This window comes from Massilia alkalitolerans DSM 17462 (assembly GCF_000427785.1).
GTDB classification, from domain to species: Bacteria; Pseudomonadota; Gammaproteobacteria; order Burkholderiales; family Burkholderiaceae_D; genus Telluria; species Telluria alkalitolerans.
In genome coordinates, this window is record NZ_ATYR01000010.1 from 14153 (window position 1) to 31494 (window position 17342).

15 protein-coding genes are annotated in these 17342 nt (G+C 67.7%); 6 read left to right on the plus strand and 9 right to left on the minus strand.

Going from position 1 to position 17342, the window contains the following annotated elements:
* Positions 1 to 241 precede the first annotated feature (241 nt).
* Entirely contained in the window at positions 242 to 1585 is a 1344-nt protein-coding gene (gdhA, locus tag YWC_RS0112025; protein WP_027865596.1) for an NADP-specific glutamate dehydrogenase, read from the plus strand.
* Between the two features lie 12 nt (positions 1586 to 1597).
* Here gdhA and YWC_RS0112030 read toward each other — a convergent pair whose 3' ends face one another.
* The 3 genes from YWC_RS0112030 to YWC_RS0112040 are packed head-to-tail and all read right to left on the minus strand — an operon-like array spanning position 1598 to position 4267.
* On the minus strand, positions 1598 to 2485 hold the full coding sequence (locus YWC_RS0112030; protein ID WP_027865597.1) for a hypothetical protein: 888 nt from the start codon (positions 2483 to 2485) through the stop codon (positions 1598 to 1600).
* A 34-nt stretch (positions 2486 to 2519) separates the two neighbouring features.
* The gene (locus YWC_RS0112035) at positions 2520 to 3107 is read right to left on the minus strand and encodes a TerD family protein (protein WP_027865598.1); all 588 of its coding nucleotides are present in this window, start codon (positions 3105 to 3107) and stop codon (positions 2520 to 2522) included.
* 35 nt (positions 3108 to 3142) lie between these two features.
* Positions 3143 to 4267, minus strand: a complete 1125-nt coding sequence (locus tag YWC_RS0112040; protein ID WP_027865599.1) for a toxic anion resistance protein — start codon at positions 4265 to 4267, stop codon at positions 3143 to 3145.
* Positions 4268 to 4404: 137 nt separating this feature from the next.
* Between YWC_RS0112040 and YWC_RS0112045 the strand changes: the two genes are divergently transcribed.
* From YWC_RS0112045 to YWC_RS29165, 3 genes are all read left to right on the plus strand, one after another.
* Positions 4405 to 5244, plus strand: a complete 840-nt coding sequence (locus tag YWC_RS0112045) for a DMT family transporter (protein ID WP_027865600.1) — start codon at positions 4405 to 4407, stop codon at positions 5242 to 5244.
* An 82-nt stretch (positions 5245 to 5326) separates the two neighbouring features.
* The gene (locus tag YWC_RS0112050; protein WP_027865601.1) at positions 5327 to 6727 is read left to right on the plus strand and encodes an FAD-binding oxidoreductase; all 1401 of its coding nucleotides are present in this window, start codon (positions 5327 to 5329) and stop codon (positions 6725 to 6727) included.
* 30 nt (positions 6728 to 6757) lie between these two features.
* Positions 6758 to 7009, plus strand: coding sequence for a DUF1059 domain-containing protein (locus YWC_RS29165; protein ID WP_036214185.1), 252 nt, complete (start codon positions 6758 to 6760; stop codon positions 7007 to 7009).
* Between the two features lie 15 nt (positions 7010 to 7024).
* On the opposite strand, the gene YWC_RS0112060 is transcribed toward YWC_RS29165, so the two are convergent.
* From YWC_RS0112060 to YWC_RS0112075, 4 genes are all read right to left on the minus strand, one after another.
* The gene (locus YWC_RS0112060) at positions 7025 to 7540 is read right to left on the minus strand and encodes a YgjV family protein (RefSeq protein ID WP_036214187.1); all 516 of its coding nucleotides are present in this window, start codon (positions 7538 to 7540) and stop codon (positions 7025 to 7027) included.
* Between the two features lie 67 nt (positions 7541 to 7607).
* On the minus strand, positions 7608 to 7817 hold the full coding sequence (locus YWC_RS0112065; protein WP_027865603.1) for a hypervirulence associated TUDOR domain-containing protein: 210 nt from the start codon (positions 7815 to 7817) through the stop codon (positions 7608 to 7610).
* A gap of 37 nt (positions 7818 to 7854) precedes the next feature.
* Complete coding sequence (locus YWC_RS0112070) at positions 7855 to 8817, minus strand: MerR family transcriptional regulator (protein ID WP_229413085.1); 963 nt, start codon at positions 8815 to 8817, stop codon at positions 7855 to 7857.
* A 122-nt stretch (positions 8818 to 8939) separates the two neighbouring features.
* Positions 8940 to 9485, minus strand: coding sequence for a DUF2058 domain-containing protein (locus YWC_RS0112075; RefSeq protein ID WP_027865605.1), 546 nt, complete (start codon positions 9483 to 9485; stop codon positions 8940 to 8942).
* A gap of 221 nt (positions 9486 to 9706) precedes the next feature.
* On the opposite strand from YWC_RS0112075, the gene YWC_RS33755 reads away from it, so the two are divergent.
* On the plus strand, positions 9707 to 13312 hold the full coding sequence (locus YWC_RS33755) for a DUF4214 domain-containing protein (RefSeq protein ID WP_027865606.1): 3606 nt from the start codon (positions 9707 to 9709) through the stop codon (positions 13310 to 13312).
* A 147-nt stretch (positions 13313 to 13459) separates the two neighbouring features.
* The gene (locus YWC_RS0112085) at positions 13460 to 15049 is read left to right on the plus strand and encodes an FAD-dependent oxidoreductase (protein WP_027865607.1); all 1590 of its coding nucleotides are present in this window, start codon (positions 13460 to 13462) and stop codon (positions 15047 to 15049) included.
* A 91-nt stretch (positions 15050 to 15140) separates the two neighbouring features.
* Here the strand turns inward: YWC_RS0112085 and YWC_RS29170 are convergent, their stop codons facing one another.
* Both YWC_RS29170 and YWC_RS0112095 read right to left on the minus strand, forming a co-directional pair.
* Positions 15141 to 15956, minus strand: coding sequence for a hypothetical protein (locus YWC_RS29170; RefSeq protein ID WP_169728114.1), 816 nt, complete (start codon positions 15954 to 15956; stop codon positions 15141 to 15143).
* A gap of 136 nt (positions 15957 to 16092) precedes the next feature.
* Entirely contained in the window at positions 16093 to 17340 is a 1248-nt protein-coding gene (locus tag YWC_RS0112095; protein ID WP_229413086.1) for a serine hydrolase domain-containing protein, read from the minus strand.
* Positions 17341 to 17342: the final 2 nt, after the last annotated feature.

The following is a 17342-nucleotide window of genomic DNA, read 5'->3' on the forward strand; positions in this document are numbered from 1 at the left end:
ATCGCATGCGCCGACAACAACATCGAGACACCGATCCATGAAATCGGTGTTTCTGTCTTCGGGTAGCCAACCCACCCCTCCATACGGCGAGGCGGATCCCACGAGGTGACGCCTGCCGCACTACGACGAGCCACCGGCAATGCGCCGGAGCTTCGTCGCGCTCGCCGCTCCCGTGCATCACGTCGACGCTGGTCGTCGATGGAGCTGCCTGGACTCAGACATTCTCGATCTTGGAAACCACATGAAATACCTGTCCGTACATCAGTTTTTGCAGCACGTTGCCGACCGCAATCCCGGCCAGCCTGAATTCCTGCAGGCCGTCACCGAAGTCATGGAGAGCCTGTGGCCCTTCATCGAACAGCATCCCAGGTATGCCGAGCAAGGCCTGCTCGACCGCCTGGTCGAGCCTGATCGCGTGGTGATGTTCCGGGTCTCGTGGGTGGACGACCATGGACAGGTGCAGGTAAACCGCGGCTACCGGATCCAGCACAGCATGGCGATCGGCCCGTATAAAGGCGGGTTGCGTTTCCATCCCTCCGTCACGCTGTCGGTACTGAAGTTCCTCGCCTTCGAACAAACCTTCAAGAACGCCTTGACCACCCTGCCCATGGGCGGCGGCAAGGGTGGTTCCGACTTCGATCCCAAGGGCAAGAGTCCGGGCGAAGTCATGCGCTTCTGTCAGGCCTTCGTGAGCGAGCTGTTCCGCCATGTCGGCGCCGACACCGACGTTCCGGCCGGCGACATCGGCGTCGGCGGGCGCGAAGTCGGCTACATGGCCGGCATGATGAAAAAGCTGAGCAATCGCGCCGACTGCGTGTTCACCGGCAAGGGCCTGAGTTTCGGCGGTTCGCTGATGCGCCCCGAAGCCACCGGCTACGGGACCGTGTACTTTGCCGAGGAGATGCTCAAGACGCGCGGCCGTTCCTTCGAGGGTTTGCGTGTGAGCGTGTCCGGCTCGGGCAACGTGGCGCAGTACGCCGTGGAAAAGGCGCTGTCCCTGGGCGCCAGGGTCGTCACGGTGTCCGATTCGAGCGGCACGGTGATCGACATGGATGGTTTTACCACCGAAAAGCTGGCCGTCCTGATGGAGGTGAAGAACCACCTGTACGGCCGCGTCGGCGATTATGCCCAGCGCACCGGCACCCGCTTCGAAGCCGGCGTGCGCCCGTGGCATGTTCCGGTCGACGTGGCGCTGCCCTGCGCCACCCAGAACGAGCTGGATGCCGACGACGCCGCCGTCCTGATCCGCAATGGCGTCCTGTGCGTGGCCGAAGGGGCCAACATGCCCTCGACCATCGAGGCCGCAAAAGCGTTCGAGGCGGCCGGCGTGCTGTACGCGCCGGGCAAGGCCAGCAATGCCGGCGGCGTCGCAACATCCGGCCTTGAAATGAGCCAGAATGCGGCGCGCCTGTCCTGGCCGAGCGAGGAAGTTGACGCCCGCCTGCTGCAAATCATGCAGGGCATCCATGCGTCGTGCCTGAAATACGGCAAACGCGCCGACGGCAGCATCAGTTATGTGGATGGGGCGAACATTGCCGGGTTTGTCAAAGTGGCCGACGCCATGCTGGCCCAGGGTGTGATCTGAGCGCCTGAAACCCTAGTTGCCCTTCTGCGCCTGCGCCATTTCCAGCGCCGGCAAGGTCACCGTCAGGAAGGACGACACCTGGCCGACCAGCTCGGCGGCCTGCTGGCGCACCTGCCCCATCTGCAGGATCGACAGCTCGGCCTGGCGCACCGCCTGCTGGATCAGGGTGCGTCGCTGCACCAGGGCGTCCGACAGGCTCGCGTCCGTCGCGCCACCCGCGAGCTTCGACACGACGGCGAGCACCGCCGCATGCAGGCCCAGGTTGCGCGCCGACTCCTCCAGCCCGCGCACGGCGGCGTCGCTGTCCGCGATGAGCTGCAGCAGCTGCGCACGGCTCGAAGCCAGCTCCGTCTTGTACTGGGAAGGAGACTTCGGGCGGCGGAACAGCTTGTCGAACACGCCTGCCGGCGCCCTGGTGCTCTCCAGTGCGGCCTCGAGCTGCGCGGGCACCGCCATCTGGGTGAATCTCAGCACCAGCTCGGTGATGGGCTGGAGCAGCGCGGCCTGCTCCATCAATGGTCCTTCCGCCCACTCCGTGACCACCGGCAGCTTCAGCGGCAGGATGCGGCGAAACAGCGCGGCGAGGCGCTGGCCGGCGTGCTCGGACAAGGCCGGATAGTCGGCGAGCGCGATCGCCAGCGCATCGCGCACCGCCGGATGATCCTCGCTCTCGAACAGCACCCTGGCCACGGCTTTCGGGGGTACGGCGGAAGCCGGCGCCGCGGGGAGATCGTCGAAGGACAGCGCCTTCGGTGGGCCAGTGCCGGCCGGCGGCGCGGCAGCAGGCTGCTCGGCCTCGCCGAAATCGAAGGCCTGCGGCGCCGGCGAAGCGCCGGCCGGCTCGGCGGGAAGCTCGGGCTCCGCGCCGAAGTCGAATGCCTTGGGCGTCTGCTGTGTCATCGGCTACCCGGCATCGAGCAGGAGCGCGTGCTCCTCAGACGGTGCCGCCGAGCTTGCGGATGAAGGTCGCCAGGTTCAGCTTGAAGCCGGCGCCGACGGCCTGGAAGCGCCATTCGCCATCCTTGCGGTACAGCGAGCCGAACTGCAGCGCGGTCTTGTCCGAATAATCCTCGTCCAGGTCGTATTCCGCGATCACCTCGTTGGTCTCGTCGTTGTACACCTTGACGTAGGCATCCATGACCATGCCGAAGGTCTGCTTGCGTACGTCAGCATCGTGGATGGTCACGACGATCGGCATCTCCACCACTTCCGCCTCGACCTTGCCCAGGTCGACGGTGATGACCTCGTCGTCGCCATCCTTGTCGCCGGTCCGGTTGTCGCCCGAGTGCACCACGGCGCCGTCCGGCGAGGTGGTGTGGTTGTAGTACACGAAGTGGGCGTTGCTGATCATGACCGGATGGTCGCTCGCATCCCGCCTGCACAGGAATACCGACGAGTCGAGGTCGAATGGCTGGCCCTCGACCGCATTGACCTTCCATCCGAGGCCGATGCGCACGCGCTTCAAGCCCGGCGCGGTTTTTTCGAGGTTGATGCGGTGGCCAGTGTGGAGCGTCGTCGACATGGACTTTCCTTTTCCTTATAGGGTGAACATGATATTCAAGCGCCGCCTGGCGAAAAGCGCGCGATCAGCTCGCGCTCCAGTTCCTGCAGCTTCGGCAGCTCGGCCTGGCGACGCTGCTGGCCTTCGTTCGAGATCTGCTCGAGCTTGTCGAAGGCGGTCACCAGCTGGGTCTGGACGTGCTGGGCGGTTTCCAGGCTGACCAGCGAGCGCTGCTTGGCGCGGGCCACGGTCTCGGTATTTTCCAGCAGCATGTCGGCCTGGGCACGGAAGGCTGCGTCGGTGGCGTCGTACGCGGCGTTGGCGACCGCGGCGCTCTGTTTGGCCTCCAGTTGCAGCAGGTAGAGCGAGAACACGTTGCGCCAGGCCGGAATCGAGACGTTGACGATGTCCGTGAAGGTGTCCGTCAGTGCGCGGGCATTGTCTTGCGACAGGCGGATCTGCGGCACCATCTGCGTGGCCATCAGCATGGCGCGCTTCAGGTCGTCGATGCGCTTTTCGAGGCGCTCCAGACGACGCTTGAGCTCGGTAGCCTGCTGCGCCTCGAAGGCATTGGCCGGCGCGGCCTGCTGCGCGACCGCCTGGCGCAGGCGCGAGGCCCATTCCTCGCCCTTCTTCACGTCGGCATCCAGGCCCTGGTAGTACAGTTCCAGGCCCTTGTACATCTCATCGAAATCCTGGATCCGCGCCCGGTGCACGTTGGCATGCCGCGTCATTTCCGTGACCAGGGTGTCCATGCGCGATTCGACCACCTGGTACTGCGACAGCATCTTTTCCTTGACCGAGCCGAACATGTTCGTGACACGCGACAGCAGGCCGCCGGAACGCAGCTTGGCCGGGTCGAGGCCCTTGGAGGTCGCGATCAGTTCGTTCAGCTGCGTACCGAACACATCGGCATCCGATGCACGCACGGTGCCGAGCAGCTTGGCCGAGACCTTCGCCACGCCCGCGCCGGTGGAACCGCCCAGGGCCTCGATGGCCTTGTCGTCGATTCCGGAGATATCGACCCGAACGATGGGGGCCGCGCTCGCCTCCGGACGCAATGCCGGCAGCGCGTCCGGCATGGGCGCAGGATCCAGCAAGGGCGCCAGCGTGGGCGCGGGCGCCGCGGGCGTGGTGGATGCTGCGTTCGCTTCTTCGTCGGAGGAGAACAGCGGTTTCATAGGATTCCTTCAGGTGGGAAGTGACAACATGAATAGCTTACCACTGGACAATCCAGCTGGGCCAGCATCGGCGCCACATGCCTTGCTTGTCGACCCGCGTTGGGTCAGTATAACCACTCCACAGCAGGAGCCCTTCCATGTCGCATGCGCGCGTCGTCGTCCTGACGGTACTGGCACTGGCCGCGTTCGCGGGCAACTCCCTGCTGTGCCGGGCCGCCCTATCCCGCTCGCATATCGATGCCGCCAGTTTCACGACCGTGCGCCTGCTGTCGGGCGCGCTCATGCTCTGGGTGCTGGTCAGGCTGCGCGGCGGCGCCAGGGCGGGCAAGGGCAGCTTGCTGTCCGCACTGGCCCTGTTCGCCTACGCAGCCGGCTTTTCCTTCGCCTACCTTCACTTGCCCGCCGCGGCCGGCGCGCTGATCCTGTTCGGCGCCGTGCAGACGACGATGATCGCTTACGGGCTGTGGTCGGGCGAGCGCCTGCGTCCGGCGCAGCTGGCCGGTTTGCTGCTTGCCGGCGCCGGCCTGGTCGGCCTGCTGCTGCCCGGCCTGTCCGCGCCCCCGCTGGCAAGCGCCCTGCTGATGCTGGGCGCCGGCGCGGCCTGGGGCATCTATTCGGTGCGCGGCAAGGGCGCGGGCGACGCCCTCCAGGTCACCGCGGGGAACTTCCTGCTTGCCGTACCGATGGCGCTGGCGCTGAGCCTCGTGCTGCTGGGCGAGGCCGCGTTCGACTCGGCGGGAGGCTGGTATGCCGTCCTGTCCGGCGCGCTGACATCGGGCGTCGGCTACGCGATCTGGTACACGGCGCTGCCCTTCCTGAAGTCGACCAGCGCGGCGGTAGTGCAACTGAGCGTTCCCGTGATTGCCGCCCTGGGCGGCGTCATCTTCCTGGACGAGCCGCTCACGCTGCGGCTGCTGTCCGCATCGATCGCGATCATCGGCGGCATCGCGCTGGTGGTCCTGGGGCCGCGCACATAAGCTGGCCTGCTCTGCTTGCGTCAGCCCGCCCCGCCTTCCTATCATGAATGGAGGGCTTTCAACCGAGCGTCCGGGAGGTACGATGAATACGCTGACGAATGGGCAATTCAATGAGCTGAAGGGTGCGATTCGAGGAGACATCCTGCAAGCGGGCGACGCGGGTTACGACGCCGCCCGCACGGTCTGGAACGCGATGATCGACCGGCATCCGGCCATCATCGTGCGCTGCGCCGGCACGGCGGATGTCCGCGCCGCACTGGTGTACGCGCGTGACCACGGGCTTCCCCTCGCCGTGCGCGGCGGCGGGCACAACATCGCCGGCAGCGCCCTGTGCGAGGACGGACTGGTGATCGACCTGTCCGCCATGCGCTCGGTCCAGGTCGACGCCAGGCAGCGCCGCGCCTGGGTGGAAGGCGGGGCCAGCCTGCGCGATTTCGACCACGAAGCCCAGTCCTATGGGCTGGCCACGCCTTTGGGAATCAATTCCACCACCGGGGTGGCCGGGCTGACGCTGGGCGGGGGCTTCGGCTGGCTCAGCCGCACGCTGGGCCTGGCGGCCGACAACCTGCTGTCGGCCGAGATGGTCACGGCCGACGCGCAGCGCCTGCACGTGAGCGAGAGCGAGTACCCGGACCTGTTCTGGGCCATTCGTGGAGGCGGCGGCAACTTCGGCGTGGTCACGCGCTTCGAATTCGGGCTGCACCCGGTGGGGCCTGAGATCACGGCCGGGCTGATCGTGTTCCCGTCCGCCCAGGCCAGGGCGATCCTGATGCAATACCGCGACGCCGTCGATGCCATGCCCGCCGACATGACGGTATGGGCGGTGCTGCGCAAGGCGCCCCCGCTGCCCTTCCTGCCGACCGAGGCGCACGGCCAGGACGTGCTGGTGCTGCCGGTGTTCTCGCCGTCGCGCGGCGCATCGGTGGATGCGGCCATCGAGCGCATCAGCCATTTCGGCGAAGCGCTGGGCATGCACGTCGGTCCCATGCCTTACGCGGCCTGGCAGCAGATCTTCGACCCCTTGCTGACGCCGGGTGCGCGCAACTACTGGAAATCGCATAATTTTGCCCGGCTGAGCGATGAGGCCATCGACGTGGTCATGCGCTATGCCGGCAATTTGCCGACGCCGCAGTGCGAGATCTTCCTCGGATTGCTGGGCGCGCAGGCATCGGCGCCACCGCCGCAAGCGATGGCCTATCCGCACCGGGACGCGCTGTATGTGATGAACGTGCACACCCGCTGGGACGATCCGGCCGACGACGCGCACTGCATTGCCTGGGCCCGCGATTTCTTCAGGGATGCCGCGCCCTACGCAAGCGGGGGCGTCTACGTGAATTTCATGCCGCAGGACGAGAGCGAGCGCACGCCCGACGCCTACGGCGCCAACTACCAGCGGCTGGCCGAGATCAAGCAGAAATACGACCCCGACAATGTGTTCCGCGCCAACCAGAATATCCGTCCGGCCGCGAGCGCTGCCGCCTGAACGCGCTCATTTTTACGACAGGAGTCGATCATGACACGCAAATTCATCGATTGCCGGGAGCTCCCGAGCGACATGCATTGTTCGGTCGCCATCTCGGCCGACAGCGAGGACGAGCTGTTGCAGGCCGCGGTGCAACACGCGGTGTCGGTGCACCACCACAGCGATACGCCCGAGCTGCGCCAGCAATTGCGCCAGTTGTTCAAGGACGGCACGCCGCCCGAACAGCTTCCCATGCGTGGTCAAATGGGCAGCGCCGGCGCAAGCAGCTCGCCGTCGCACTGAACGGCGGCCAATCGTTCAGGCCTCCGGCACTGCCTGCGCCTCGCGCAGCATGCGCCGGATCGTCATGATGTTCACCGCGGCGATCACCACTTCCAGCGCCGTGCCGCCGACCGAACCGGCGATCACGTTGTTCACGATCCACAGCACGGTCCCGCACAGCATCGCCAGGCGCATGCGCACGCCTTCCAGCAGGAACAGCGCCAGGGTGCCGATGCAGGAGGCCCCCAGCGGCAGCCAGTCGCTGGGGCGCGTGGCCAGCGCCAGGCCCAGGGCCAGGTTGGCGGCGACGACGAACAGGGCCACCCAGATCGAGCGCGTGTACAGCGAGAGCACCGAGCGCAGCAGCGACATGGTCGAACTGGCGACCGCCGTCGGCCTGCCGAGCAGCGCGAAATGGACGATATAGGCGAGACATTCGGCCGCCATGAAGATCTTGAAGCGGCGGTCGTTCCTCTGCAGGAAGGAAGCGACGCCGAGGGCGAACGCAGCGTAGCCGACGCACTGCGCCGGCGAGAACCAATCGATCGTCATCGAACAGGACAGGAAAAGGACGATTATAGCCGCCCCGTCCATTTCTGCCGGACCTGCCGCCCGGGCTTCAAGCCTTCTTGAGCGCGTCCGCCTTGTGCGCCGCCTCGGCGCCGGTCTTGTCGCTGACGACCAGGTATTCGGGATGCTCGCGCGAGGCGGCCACGTGGTGCCCCTTGATCTCGGTGGGGGATGTCAGCTTCTTCTTGACGGTGCCGTGCACCGTCCCTTGCGACGATTGCCATTGCACCTTGTCGCCGGCCTTGAACGCGTCTGCCATGCTGGGCTCCTTTGAATGGTGGGGCTGTGCAGCTGGCTCAGGCCTGCCTGCCTGGCATGGGCAGCCCTTCCGCCAGCGCCAGCCTTTCCATCGCCGCTTCCAGCACCATGCGGGCGCGGCCCGAGGCCAGCTCGAGTTCGCGGTGCAGGCGCGCGTCTTCCTGGTTGCGCGCGGCGCATTGCGCGCTGTAGCGCTCGAAGCTGCCGACCATCATCAGGATGTCCGACAGGTGGCGCGGGCATTCGCAGGACAGGCGGTTGCCGGCTGCCGTAATGGCCGCCAGCGCCTGGTCGTCGAAGCGGCGCGGCGCCACCCGTTCGCCCGCCGGCTCGGCTGCGGGCAGGCCCTGCCCCGCCAGCGCCGAACGGCACAGCAGCACCAGCTCGCCGATCTCGGCCGGCACGCGCGCCACCAGGCAGCCCTGGAAGCGCAGCGCGCGGATGGTGGCGCTGCCGCAGAAGCGGTACAGCACCACGGTCGCTTGCGGACGGGTGATGTCGCGTGCCGCCGCCACCTGCGCCACCGAGGCTTCGTCGAGTTCCGAGGCTTCGATCAGCAGCACGTCCAGCGCCATGCCGTCTCCCAGCGAGGGCACCTGGTCGAGCCGGGCGCAGTGGCGCTGCACCTGCAGCGCGCGTCCGTCGCGGCCGCTGGCGGCGATGCGGCGCACCAGGCTCTCGCCGACCACCAGCGTGCGCATCGGCCCGCTGACTTCGGCCGCACGCGCCGCGTTGGGGGCGATCATCTCTTCCAGCCGCTCGACCGGCAGCCCGGTCAGGACGCCGATCGGGTGTCCCAGGTCGACCAACTGCTTCAGCAGGCCAAGGCGCCTTACCTGCTCGGCCGTGTAGAGGCGCTGGCCATGCGCCGAACGCTGGGTATCCGACAGCGCATAGCGCCGTTCCCAGACGCGCAGCGTCTCCACGGGCAAGCCCGCCAGGCGCGCCGCAACCCCGCTGCGATAGGTGACTTCGCGGCCCTCGCCCCGCTCTTGATGCATTCTGTCGTTCATATGACCCGCCGTTGAACAGTGATCTGATGAGTATCCCGCTACAAATACGAGACGTTGCCAGTTTAACTCAAAATCGTCAAATATAGCTGTTCAATAGCGATTCACGACGCTTACCAGGTGAAGTCGTCCGGGATCTTGAAGTCCGCATAGGGATCGTCCTCCTCGACCTGGGCAGCGGCCTGCTTGACCTGGATGACGCTGCCCGGGTCGCGCTCGGCGATCTTTTCGCCGATCACCTTCGGCACCAGTTCGTAGTTCCCCTTCAGGAATACGATCACCAGCCGGCCCGCCACCAGGTGCTGCCGTACCTGTTCGGAGACGTAGATGCGCTCGATCTTGCTGCCGTGCGTGAAGTTGTAGACGATGTCGCCCTTGCCGTTCTTGGCGCGCGGCTGGCGGTTCTGCTCTACCAGCTGGGCGATCTGCGCCTTCACCGCCTTCTGCGCGGCCTCGGCGTCGCGTTGCGCATTCAGCTCGCGCGCCCGCTCGGCATTCTTGCGCTGCATTTCCAGCGCCGCCTCGCGCGCTTCGTTGACCGACTCGGTGCCGGTACGGCGCTCGATCTTTTTCTGCTTGCTCTTGTCCTGGTTGACCTTCTGGACCTTCTTCTTGTCCACCAGACCGGCTTTCAGCAACTGCTCCTGCAGCGAGACCATCGTTCTGCTCCTTGATTGCATGGTGGCCGGGCAGCACGGCGCCGCCCGGCGAAGCCGCTAGCATAACAAACCGGGGAAACAACGGAAGCCTATCCGGTCGCAGGGCTTATGCATACGGAATGGACATCAACTGTCAACTCATCCATATTTACCGCTTCACATTGACCTTTTGAGCCATGCGCCCATTTGCCCGCCCGTCTCCACTCCTTCAGACAGGAACGATGTCGGGCAGCAGCGCCGATACGACCGACACCACCGCACCCACGCTGGTCGAGCGGCCGCGCGACGGCCAGGCGGCAGACGCCCCGCTGGTGTTCACCTTCAGCGAAGCCATCAAGCCGGGGCCGAACGCCAGCATCCGCGTCTATACCGGCACCATGTCCGGGCTCACGCTGGCGCTGGCGGACAATCCCGCCATCAGCATCTCGGACGCGACCCTCACGGTCCGGCTGCCGCAGCCGCTGGACCATGCGACCTCGTACTCGGTGTACTTCAGCGCCGGCGCCATTACCGACCTGTCGGGCAACCCTGCTTTTGGCGGCTTCTACCATGACCTGCGCTTCCTGTCCGGCCTGAGTCCGGTGGCGCTGAACCTCACCGGCACCGCCGGCAACGAGACCCTCGACGGCAGCGACCTGGCCAACACCATCGACGGCGGCGCGGGCGCCGACACGATCAACGGACATGGCGGCGACGACCAGCTGCGTGGCGGCGCCGATGCCGGCATGGACCGGCTCAATGGCGGCGCCGGCCACGACAAGCTGTGGGGCGGCGGCGGCAACGACCTGCTCGACGGCGGTACCGGCAACGACGAGCTGTACGGCGAGGACGGCAACGACAGCCTGAAAGGAAACGACGGGGACGACCTGCTCGACGGCGGCGGCGGAGACGATGAGCTGGTGGACCACGCCGGCGCCAACATCCTGCGTGGCGGCGACGGCCGCGACACGCTCGTGGGCAACGGCGGCAGCACCTACGAGGGCGGCGCCGGCGACGACGTCATCCGCCTGAACCTGGGCGCGGAGCCCGGCGGCCTGACCCAGGCCAGCGGCGGCGACGGCAATGACCTGTTTCACCTTGGCCTGTACAGCCCACTGGCCGGCAAGACGACGATCTCCGGCGGCGCCGGCACCGACACCTACGTCCCCGGTTTCGGCATGGCCGTCATCCAGGCCCTTCCCGACGTCACCATCACGGATTTCGCAACGGGCGCCGGCGGCGACCTGATCGACATCGGCAACCACGAGGGCAGCAACCCCTTCGATGGCGGCGCCATGCGCCTGCTCGCGTCCGGCGCCGACACCCTGCTGCAGCTGCGCCTCCCCGGCGGCGGAACCTATGTGACGATGCTGACGCTGGCCGGCGTCGCGCCCGCGCAGGTGCTGGCGGCGAACTTCGTCGGCGGCTTCGATCCCAAGGGCGGCACGACCGGCATCACGCTCACCGGCACGGAAGGGCCGGACACCCTGGACGGGATGTCGCTCGACGACACGCTGATCGGCCTCGCGGGCAACGACGTCCTGAACGGCAGCTACGGCAACGACCTGCTGGAAGGCGGCGACGGCAACGACACGCTCAATGGCGACGTCGGCGACGACACGCTGCGGGGCGGCAATGGCGACGACGAGCTGAACGCCAGCTACTGGGGCTCCAGCGTGCTCGAGGGGGGCGCCGGCAAGGACCGCCTGCGCAGCTACGCCGGCGGCAACGACCGCCTGGACGGCGGCGACGGCGACGACAGCCTGCTCCTGATGCAGCATACCGAAGCCCCGCAGAGCGCCACCATCACCCTGTCCGGCGGCGCCGGCGACGACCGCATCTCCATCGTGGCGGCGGGCCGGGTCGCCAATGTGATCGTCAAGGGCGGCGAAGGCGCCGACATCATCCATGTCGGCCGCACTGCCTATGTCCGGAATTTCAGCATTCTCGATTTCGGCGCGACCGACCAGCTCGACGTGCAGGAATTCCTGCCCTACGGGAGCACCGAGAATCCCTTCGGGGCCGGCGGCTACTGGAAAGCCGTGCAGGAAGGCGCCGACGTCGGCATCTACATCGACCAGGACGGCGCCGCAGGCAGCAATCCGGCATTCCGGCTCCTGACACTTGCGAATACTTCGCTCGGTTCGCTCACCAAGGCCAGCTTCGTGGGCGGATTCGATCCGGCCGGCGGCGCCCATGGCGGCAATGCCCCGATCGGCAAGACCCTGCTCGGCACCAGCGACGACGACGACCTGTCCGGCGCCGAGTTGAACGACATGCTCGAAGGCCGCGCCGGCAACGACAGGCTGTACGGCAGCGGCGGCGACGACAAGCTGTTCGGGGGCGATGGCAACGATACGCTGGACGGTGGCGACGGCAACGACCTGCTCGAAGGCGGCGCGGGCAACGACACCCTCACCGACAGGTACGGCGACGATGTCCTGCACGGCGGCGCCGGCGACGACGTCCTGAGCAGCGAGGGCGCGCCGGGCGAGCGGCCGGCCGGGACCACCCTCGACGGCGGCGACGGCAACGACCGCCTCCACGTGGGCGGCTCGGTCAAGCTGGTGCTGGGCGGCGCCGGCGACGACGAGGTGCTGGTCGACGACAAGGGTGGCCCGGCCGGGAGGGCGCCGCTGCTGGTGGAGCTGGGCGACGGCAACGACCGCCTGAGCTTCCGCAGCTTCATGGGGGAGGCGCGCGAACTGCGGGTCAGCGGCGGCGCCGGTAGCGACACCTACGGATTCGGCGGCGGCGGCACCATGCCCCTGCTCACGATCACCGATTTCCAGGCCGGCGCCGGCGGCGACGTACTGGATGCGAACTCCTTTGCCTACCCCAGCGGCGACGGCACCTCGGTCGGCCCGCGCCTGGTGCAGGACGGCAGCCGCGTCCTGTTCCAGGTCGACCCGGATGGCGCGCTCGGTGCGCGATCCTGGATGACCCAGGTCGTGCTCGAGAACACGCGCCTGGAAGACCTGACGGGCGCGAATTTCACGAATGGCACGGTCCCCGCCGGTCCCCCTCCCGTGGTTCAGCCGCCGATCGTTCAGCCGCCGGTCGTTCAGCCGCCGATCGTTCAGCCTCCGGTCGTTCAACCACCGGTGATCCAGCCGCCGATCGGCATCGGTCCCGGCAGCGGCTCGCCCGGCGTGGTCCTGACCGGCACCACCATGGGCGACGTGCTTTCCGGCAGCCAGCTCGACGACAAGCTGCATGGCGGCGAAGGCAACGATGTGCTGACCGGCGGCGCCGGCCACGACCTGCTCGATGGCGGAGCCGGCATCGATGCCGCGCTGTTCAGCGGAACGCGCAGCCAGTACAAGGTGGAGCGCCAGGCGCAGGACCCGCAGAAGACGGTCGTGTCCGACCTGCGCCCCGGCTCCAACGAAGGCACCGACCACCTGCTCGGCATCGAGCGCCTGGTGTTCGCCGACGGCGCCCTCGCCCTCGACACCGGCCCGGACGGCATCGCCGGCCAGGCCTACCGCATCTACCGCGCCGCCTTCGACCGTGCGGCCGACGAAGGAGGACTGGGATTCTGGATCGCGGCGATGGACCGCGGCAGCAGCCTGGCCGAGATTGCCGACAACTTCGTGCGCTCGCAGGAATTCGTCATGCTGTACGGCGCCGCGCCGAGCAATGCCGAACTGGTCACCAGGCTGTACCGCAACATCCTCGACCGCGATCCGGAGCAGGCCGGTTACGAGTTCTGGCTCAATGCCCTCGACAGGAAACTGGTCGATGTGCCATCGCTGCTGGCCCAGTTCAGCGAGAGCGCCGAGAACCGCGCGGCGGTGGCCGAGCTGATCGCCAACGGAGTGGCTTTCCAGCCCTTCGGCGGCTGAGCGATTTAGAAGAAAGCCCTATATATGACTGATAAAAATAAGGAAACCTAATAGTTCGCACGGTGCCGCCCGCATCGTGCTCCCGCCTTCTTCAGCGCACAGTAGACTGTCCTCCAGGTTCGATGACGTGCACAGAAAGGATGCGACATGACTGCTTCCACCAACGGCGCTTCGGTATCGGTCTGGCTCGACACCGCCGATGTCCCGGCCTGCTCTCCCGTGTCCGGTGACCTCGATACCGAGGTCTGCGTGATCGGCGCCGGCATCGCCGGCCTCACCACCGCCTACCTGCTCGCCAGGGAGGGCCGCAGCGTCGCGGTGATCGATGCCCTCGGCATCGGCGCCGGCGAGACCGGGCGCACCACGGCCCACCTGTTCCCGCCGGACGAGTGGTACACCTACATCGAAGACAAGTTCGGCGCCGCCAATGCGCGCCTGGTGGCGGACAGCCATGCCCGCGCCATCGACCTGGTCGAATCGATTGCGGCACAGGAAAACATCGACTGCGCATTCGAGCGCCTCGACGGCTACCTGTACTCCCTGCCCGGCAACGGCTTCAAGGACCTCGAGAAGGAATACCAGAGCGCCCGGCGCGCCGGCGTGGCGACGGAATTCCTGCCCGGCGTGCCCGGCCTGCCTTTCGATACCGGCCCCGCCGTGCGCTACGCCAACCAGGCCCAGTTCCACCCGCTCAAATACCTGGCCGGCCTGGCGCGGGCCATCGAGCGCCTCGGCGGCCAGATCTACGGTTCCACCCACGCGCACCGCGTGCGCGGCGACCAGGAGCAGCAGACCGTCTCCACCGACCACGGCGAGATCCGCGCCCGCCACGTGGTGCTGGCCACCCACACGCCCTTCAATGACCGCGTGGTGATGCACACCAAGCAGGCCGGCTACCGCACCTACGTGGTCGGCATGCGGGTGCCGCGCGGCGCGCTGCCGCGCATCCTGCTGTGGGATACCGGCGACCCGTACTACTACGTGCGCCTGGAAACCCCGGATGCGGCGGCGGACCACGACATCCTGGTGGTCGGCGGCGCCGACCACAAGACCGGCCAGGACGACCATCCCGAGCACCGCTACGACGACATCGAACGCTGGACCCGTGAGCACTTCCCGATGGCGGGGGCGGTCGCCTACCGCTGGTCGGGCGAGGTGATGGAGCCGTCCGATGGCCTGGCCTACCTCGGCCGCAACCCGATGGACGACGACAACGTCTACCTGATCACGGGCGACTCCGGCAACGGCATGACCCACTGCACCATCGGCGCCATGCTCGTCACCGACCTGATCGGCGGCCGCGAGAATCCGTGGACGGCGCTCTACGATCCCTCGCGCAAGCCGGTGCACGGCCTCACCGACTTCGCGCACGAGCAGGCCAATACCATGGCGCGCTACGGCGAATGGCTGACCGGTGGCGACGTCGACTCGGTCCAGGAAATCGCCGCCGGCGAAGGCGCGGTGGTGCGCGACGGCCTGCGCAAGATCGCGGTCTACCGCGACGCCCAGGGCGGCCTGCATGCGGTGTCGGCCAAATGCACCCACCTCGGCTGCGCCGTGCACTGGAACTCGGCCGAGCGTTCCTGGGACTGCCCCTGCCACGCCTCGCGCTTCGATATCGAGGGCAAGGTGCTGCACGGACCGGCGCCCGAACCGTTGGAAAAGGTCGAACTGGCCGACCAGACCCCGCCACCGCGCTCGCCGCGTGCCGGCACACGGGGTCGCAGCGTGCGTTAACAGCATGCGTAAACGACGACACCAGCCCGCAGGCTGGTGTCGCGTGCGGCCGCAAGGGCCGCATCAGGCGTATTCCGCGAATCTGCGCGGATCAGTAGCCGCGGCCGGTGGTGCCGCCGCCGGTGCCGCCGCTGGTGGTGCTGGAACCGCTGGTGGCGGAGGCCGCCCCGCCGGTAGCTGCGCCGGTACCGCCGCCGATGGTGCCGCCGGTGGTGCCGCCCGTCCCGCCGGTGCTGCCCGAGCCGGTGGTGCCGGTGGTACCCGAGGTACCGGTGGTGCCGCTGCGGCCGGTGGCGTCCATGGTGCCGGTCGAACCGCTGGTGCCCATGGTGCCGGTCGCACCCGAGGTGCCGGTGGTGCCGGTGCTGCCCGACGAACCGCTGGTGCCCATCGAGCTGCCCGAACCCGAGGAGCCGCTGGTGCCCATCGAACCGCTCGAGCTCGACGACCCGCTGGTGCCCATCGAACCCGACGAACCGCTGGTCGAGCTGCGGGTTTCCGGCTCGCTCGAACGGCCGGTGCTGGTGCGGCCGGCCTCGACGCCCGAGCTGCTGGAGCCGCTCTGGCTATCGTTCATGCTGCCCGAGCTGCTGGTGCCCATCGCGCCGCTGCTGCCCGACGAACCGCTCTGGTCGCTCATCGAGCTGCCGGTCTGGCCCGCGCTGCTGGTGCCGCTCTTGTCGTGGTGGGCGCCTTTCTTGCTGCGCTTGTGTTTCGATGTGTCGGTGGTGGCCGCTGCCGACGAGGTGCCGCTGCTCTGGTCGCTCATGCTGCTGCTTCCGCTGGTGCCAGCGCCGCGGGTATTCTGGGTGCCGTCCGACGATTGTGCATGGACGGTGGTGGCGCCGAACATGGCGGCGGCAACGGAAGCGCCCAGCAGGCCTTTCAGTAGCTTATTCAGTTTCATGGTCGATCTCCTCAATTTGTCTTCGGGGCTGAAATGCTCAACAATATCAATAAGATATTGAATTCAGGGTTCCGAGTGTAGAGACGCCGATGTGGGGGAGGCGCACGGTAGCCTCCCGGAAAATACCGAGGGTTACTTAACGCGGGGGCGGGACCGTGACATCCGCGGCCTGGGCCGACAGCGTGCCCAGCTGGGTATACAGCGCCAGCACGTTGCTCTTGTCGTCCGGGTAGACGCGGTTCGACAGCAGCACGTAGAAGGTGCGCGAATGCGGATCGACCCACAGGATGCAGCCGGTGAAGCCGGTATGCCCATACGATCCCACCGGGAAAACGGTGCCGCGCGGGCGCTGCGCATAAGGCGAGTCGATGTCCATGCCCATGCCGCGCAGGGCCAGCCCGGGCGGCGACTGCACGGTGGTCAACAGGCGCACGCTATCCCTGCTCAACACGCGCACGCCATCGAGTTCGCCCCCACCCACCAGCATGCGGCCGAAGCGCGCCACGTCGCGCGCGGTGGAGAACACGCCGGCGGAACCGCCCACGCCGCCCATGCGCCGCACGGTCGGGTCGTGCACCACGCCGGCCAGCAGCTGGCCCGGCGCCAGGTCCGCATGCAAGGACGCATCCACCGTGTCCGGACCTCGCTGGGTCGGCGCGATGCGCGCCGCCGGGGTGCGCGCCAGCGGCAGGTAGCCGGTATCCGCCATGCCGAGCGGCGTGAAGATGCGCTGCTGCGCGAAGCGTTCCAGCGGCATGCCGGCGACACGCTCGACCAGGTGGCCAAGCAGGACGTAATTGATGTCCGAGTAGCGGAACAGGCTCCCCGGCACATGCGTCGGCGTCTGGGTGCAGGCCAGCGCCAGGGAGGCCTCCTTGCCCTCCCATGCCGGCCTGGCGGGCAGGCCCGCCGGCAACCCGGACGAATGGGTCAGGAGCTGGCGCACCGTGATCGCTTCCTTGCCGCCGTTGGCGCACTCCGGGAAGTAGCGCACCAGCGGCGCTTCGAGGTCGAGCTTGCCCTCCTCGGCCAGCAGCAGCACCGAGGGCGCCGTCGACAGCACCTTGCTCAGCGAAGCGGCATCGAACACGGTATCCGGCGTGACCGGGCTGGCGCCTTCCTCATAGGTGTGACGGCCGTAGGCCTTCTCGTAGACCGCGCCTTCGCGCTCCAGGTGGAACACGGCGCCCGGAAGCTTGCGTGCGGCGATGTTGTCCAGGATGGCGCGGTCGATCTCCGCCAGCCGCGTGCCATCCAGCCGCGCTTCAGCCCGCATCGCACTTCCCTGCCCCGGCAGCTGCGCGCAGCCGGCGCCCAGCAGGGCAACGCAGAGGGCGGTGAGGAGGGGCGTGCGGCGGCGTGGCAAGGTCGGGAGTCGGGACATGG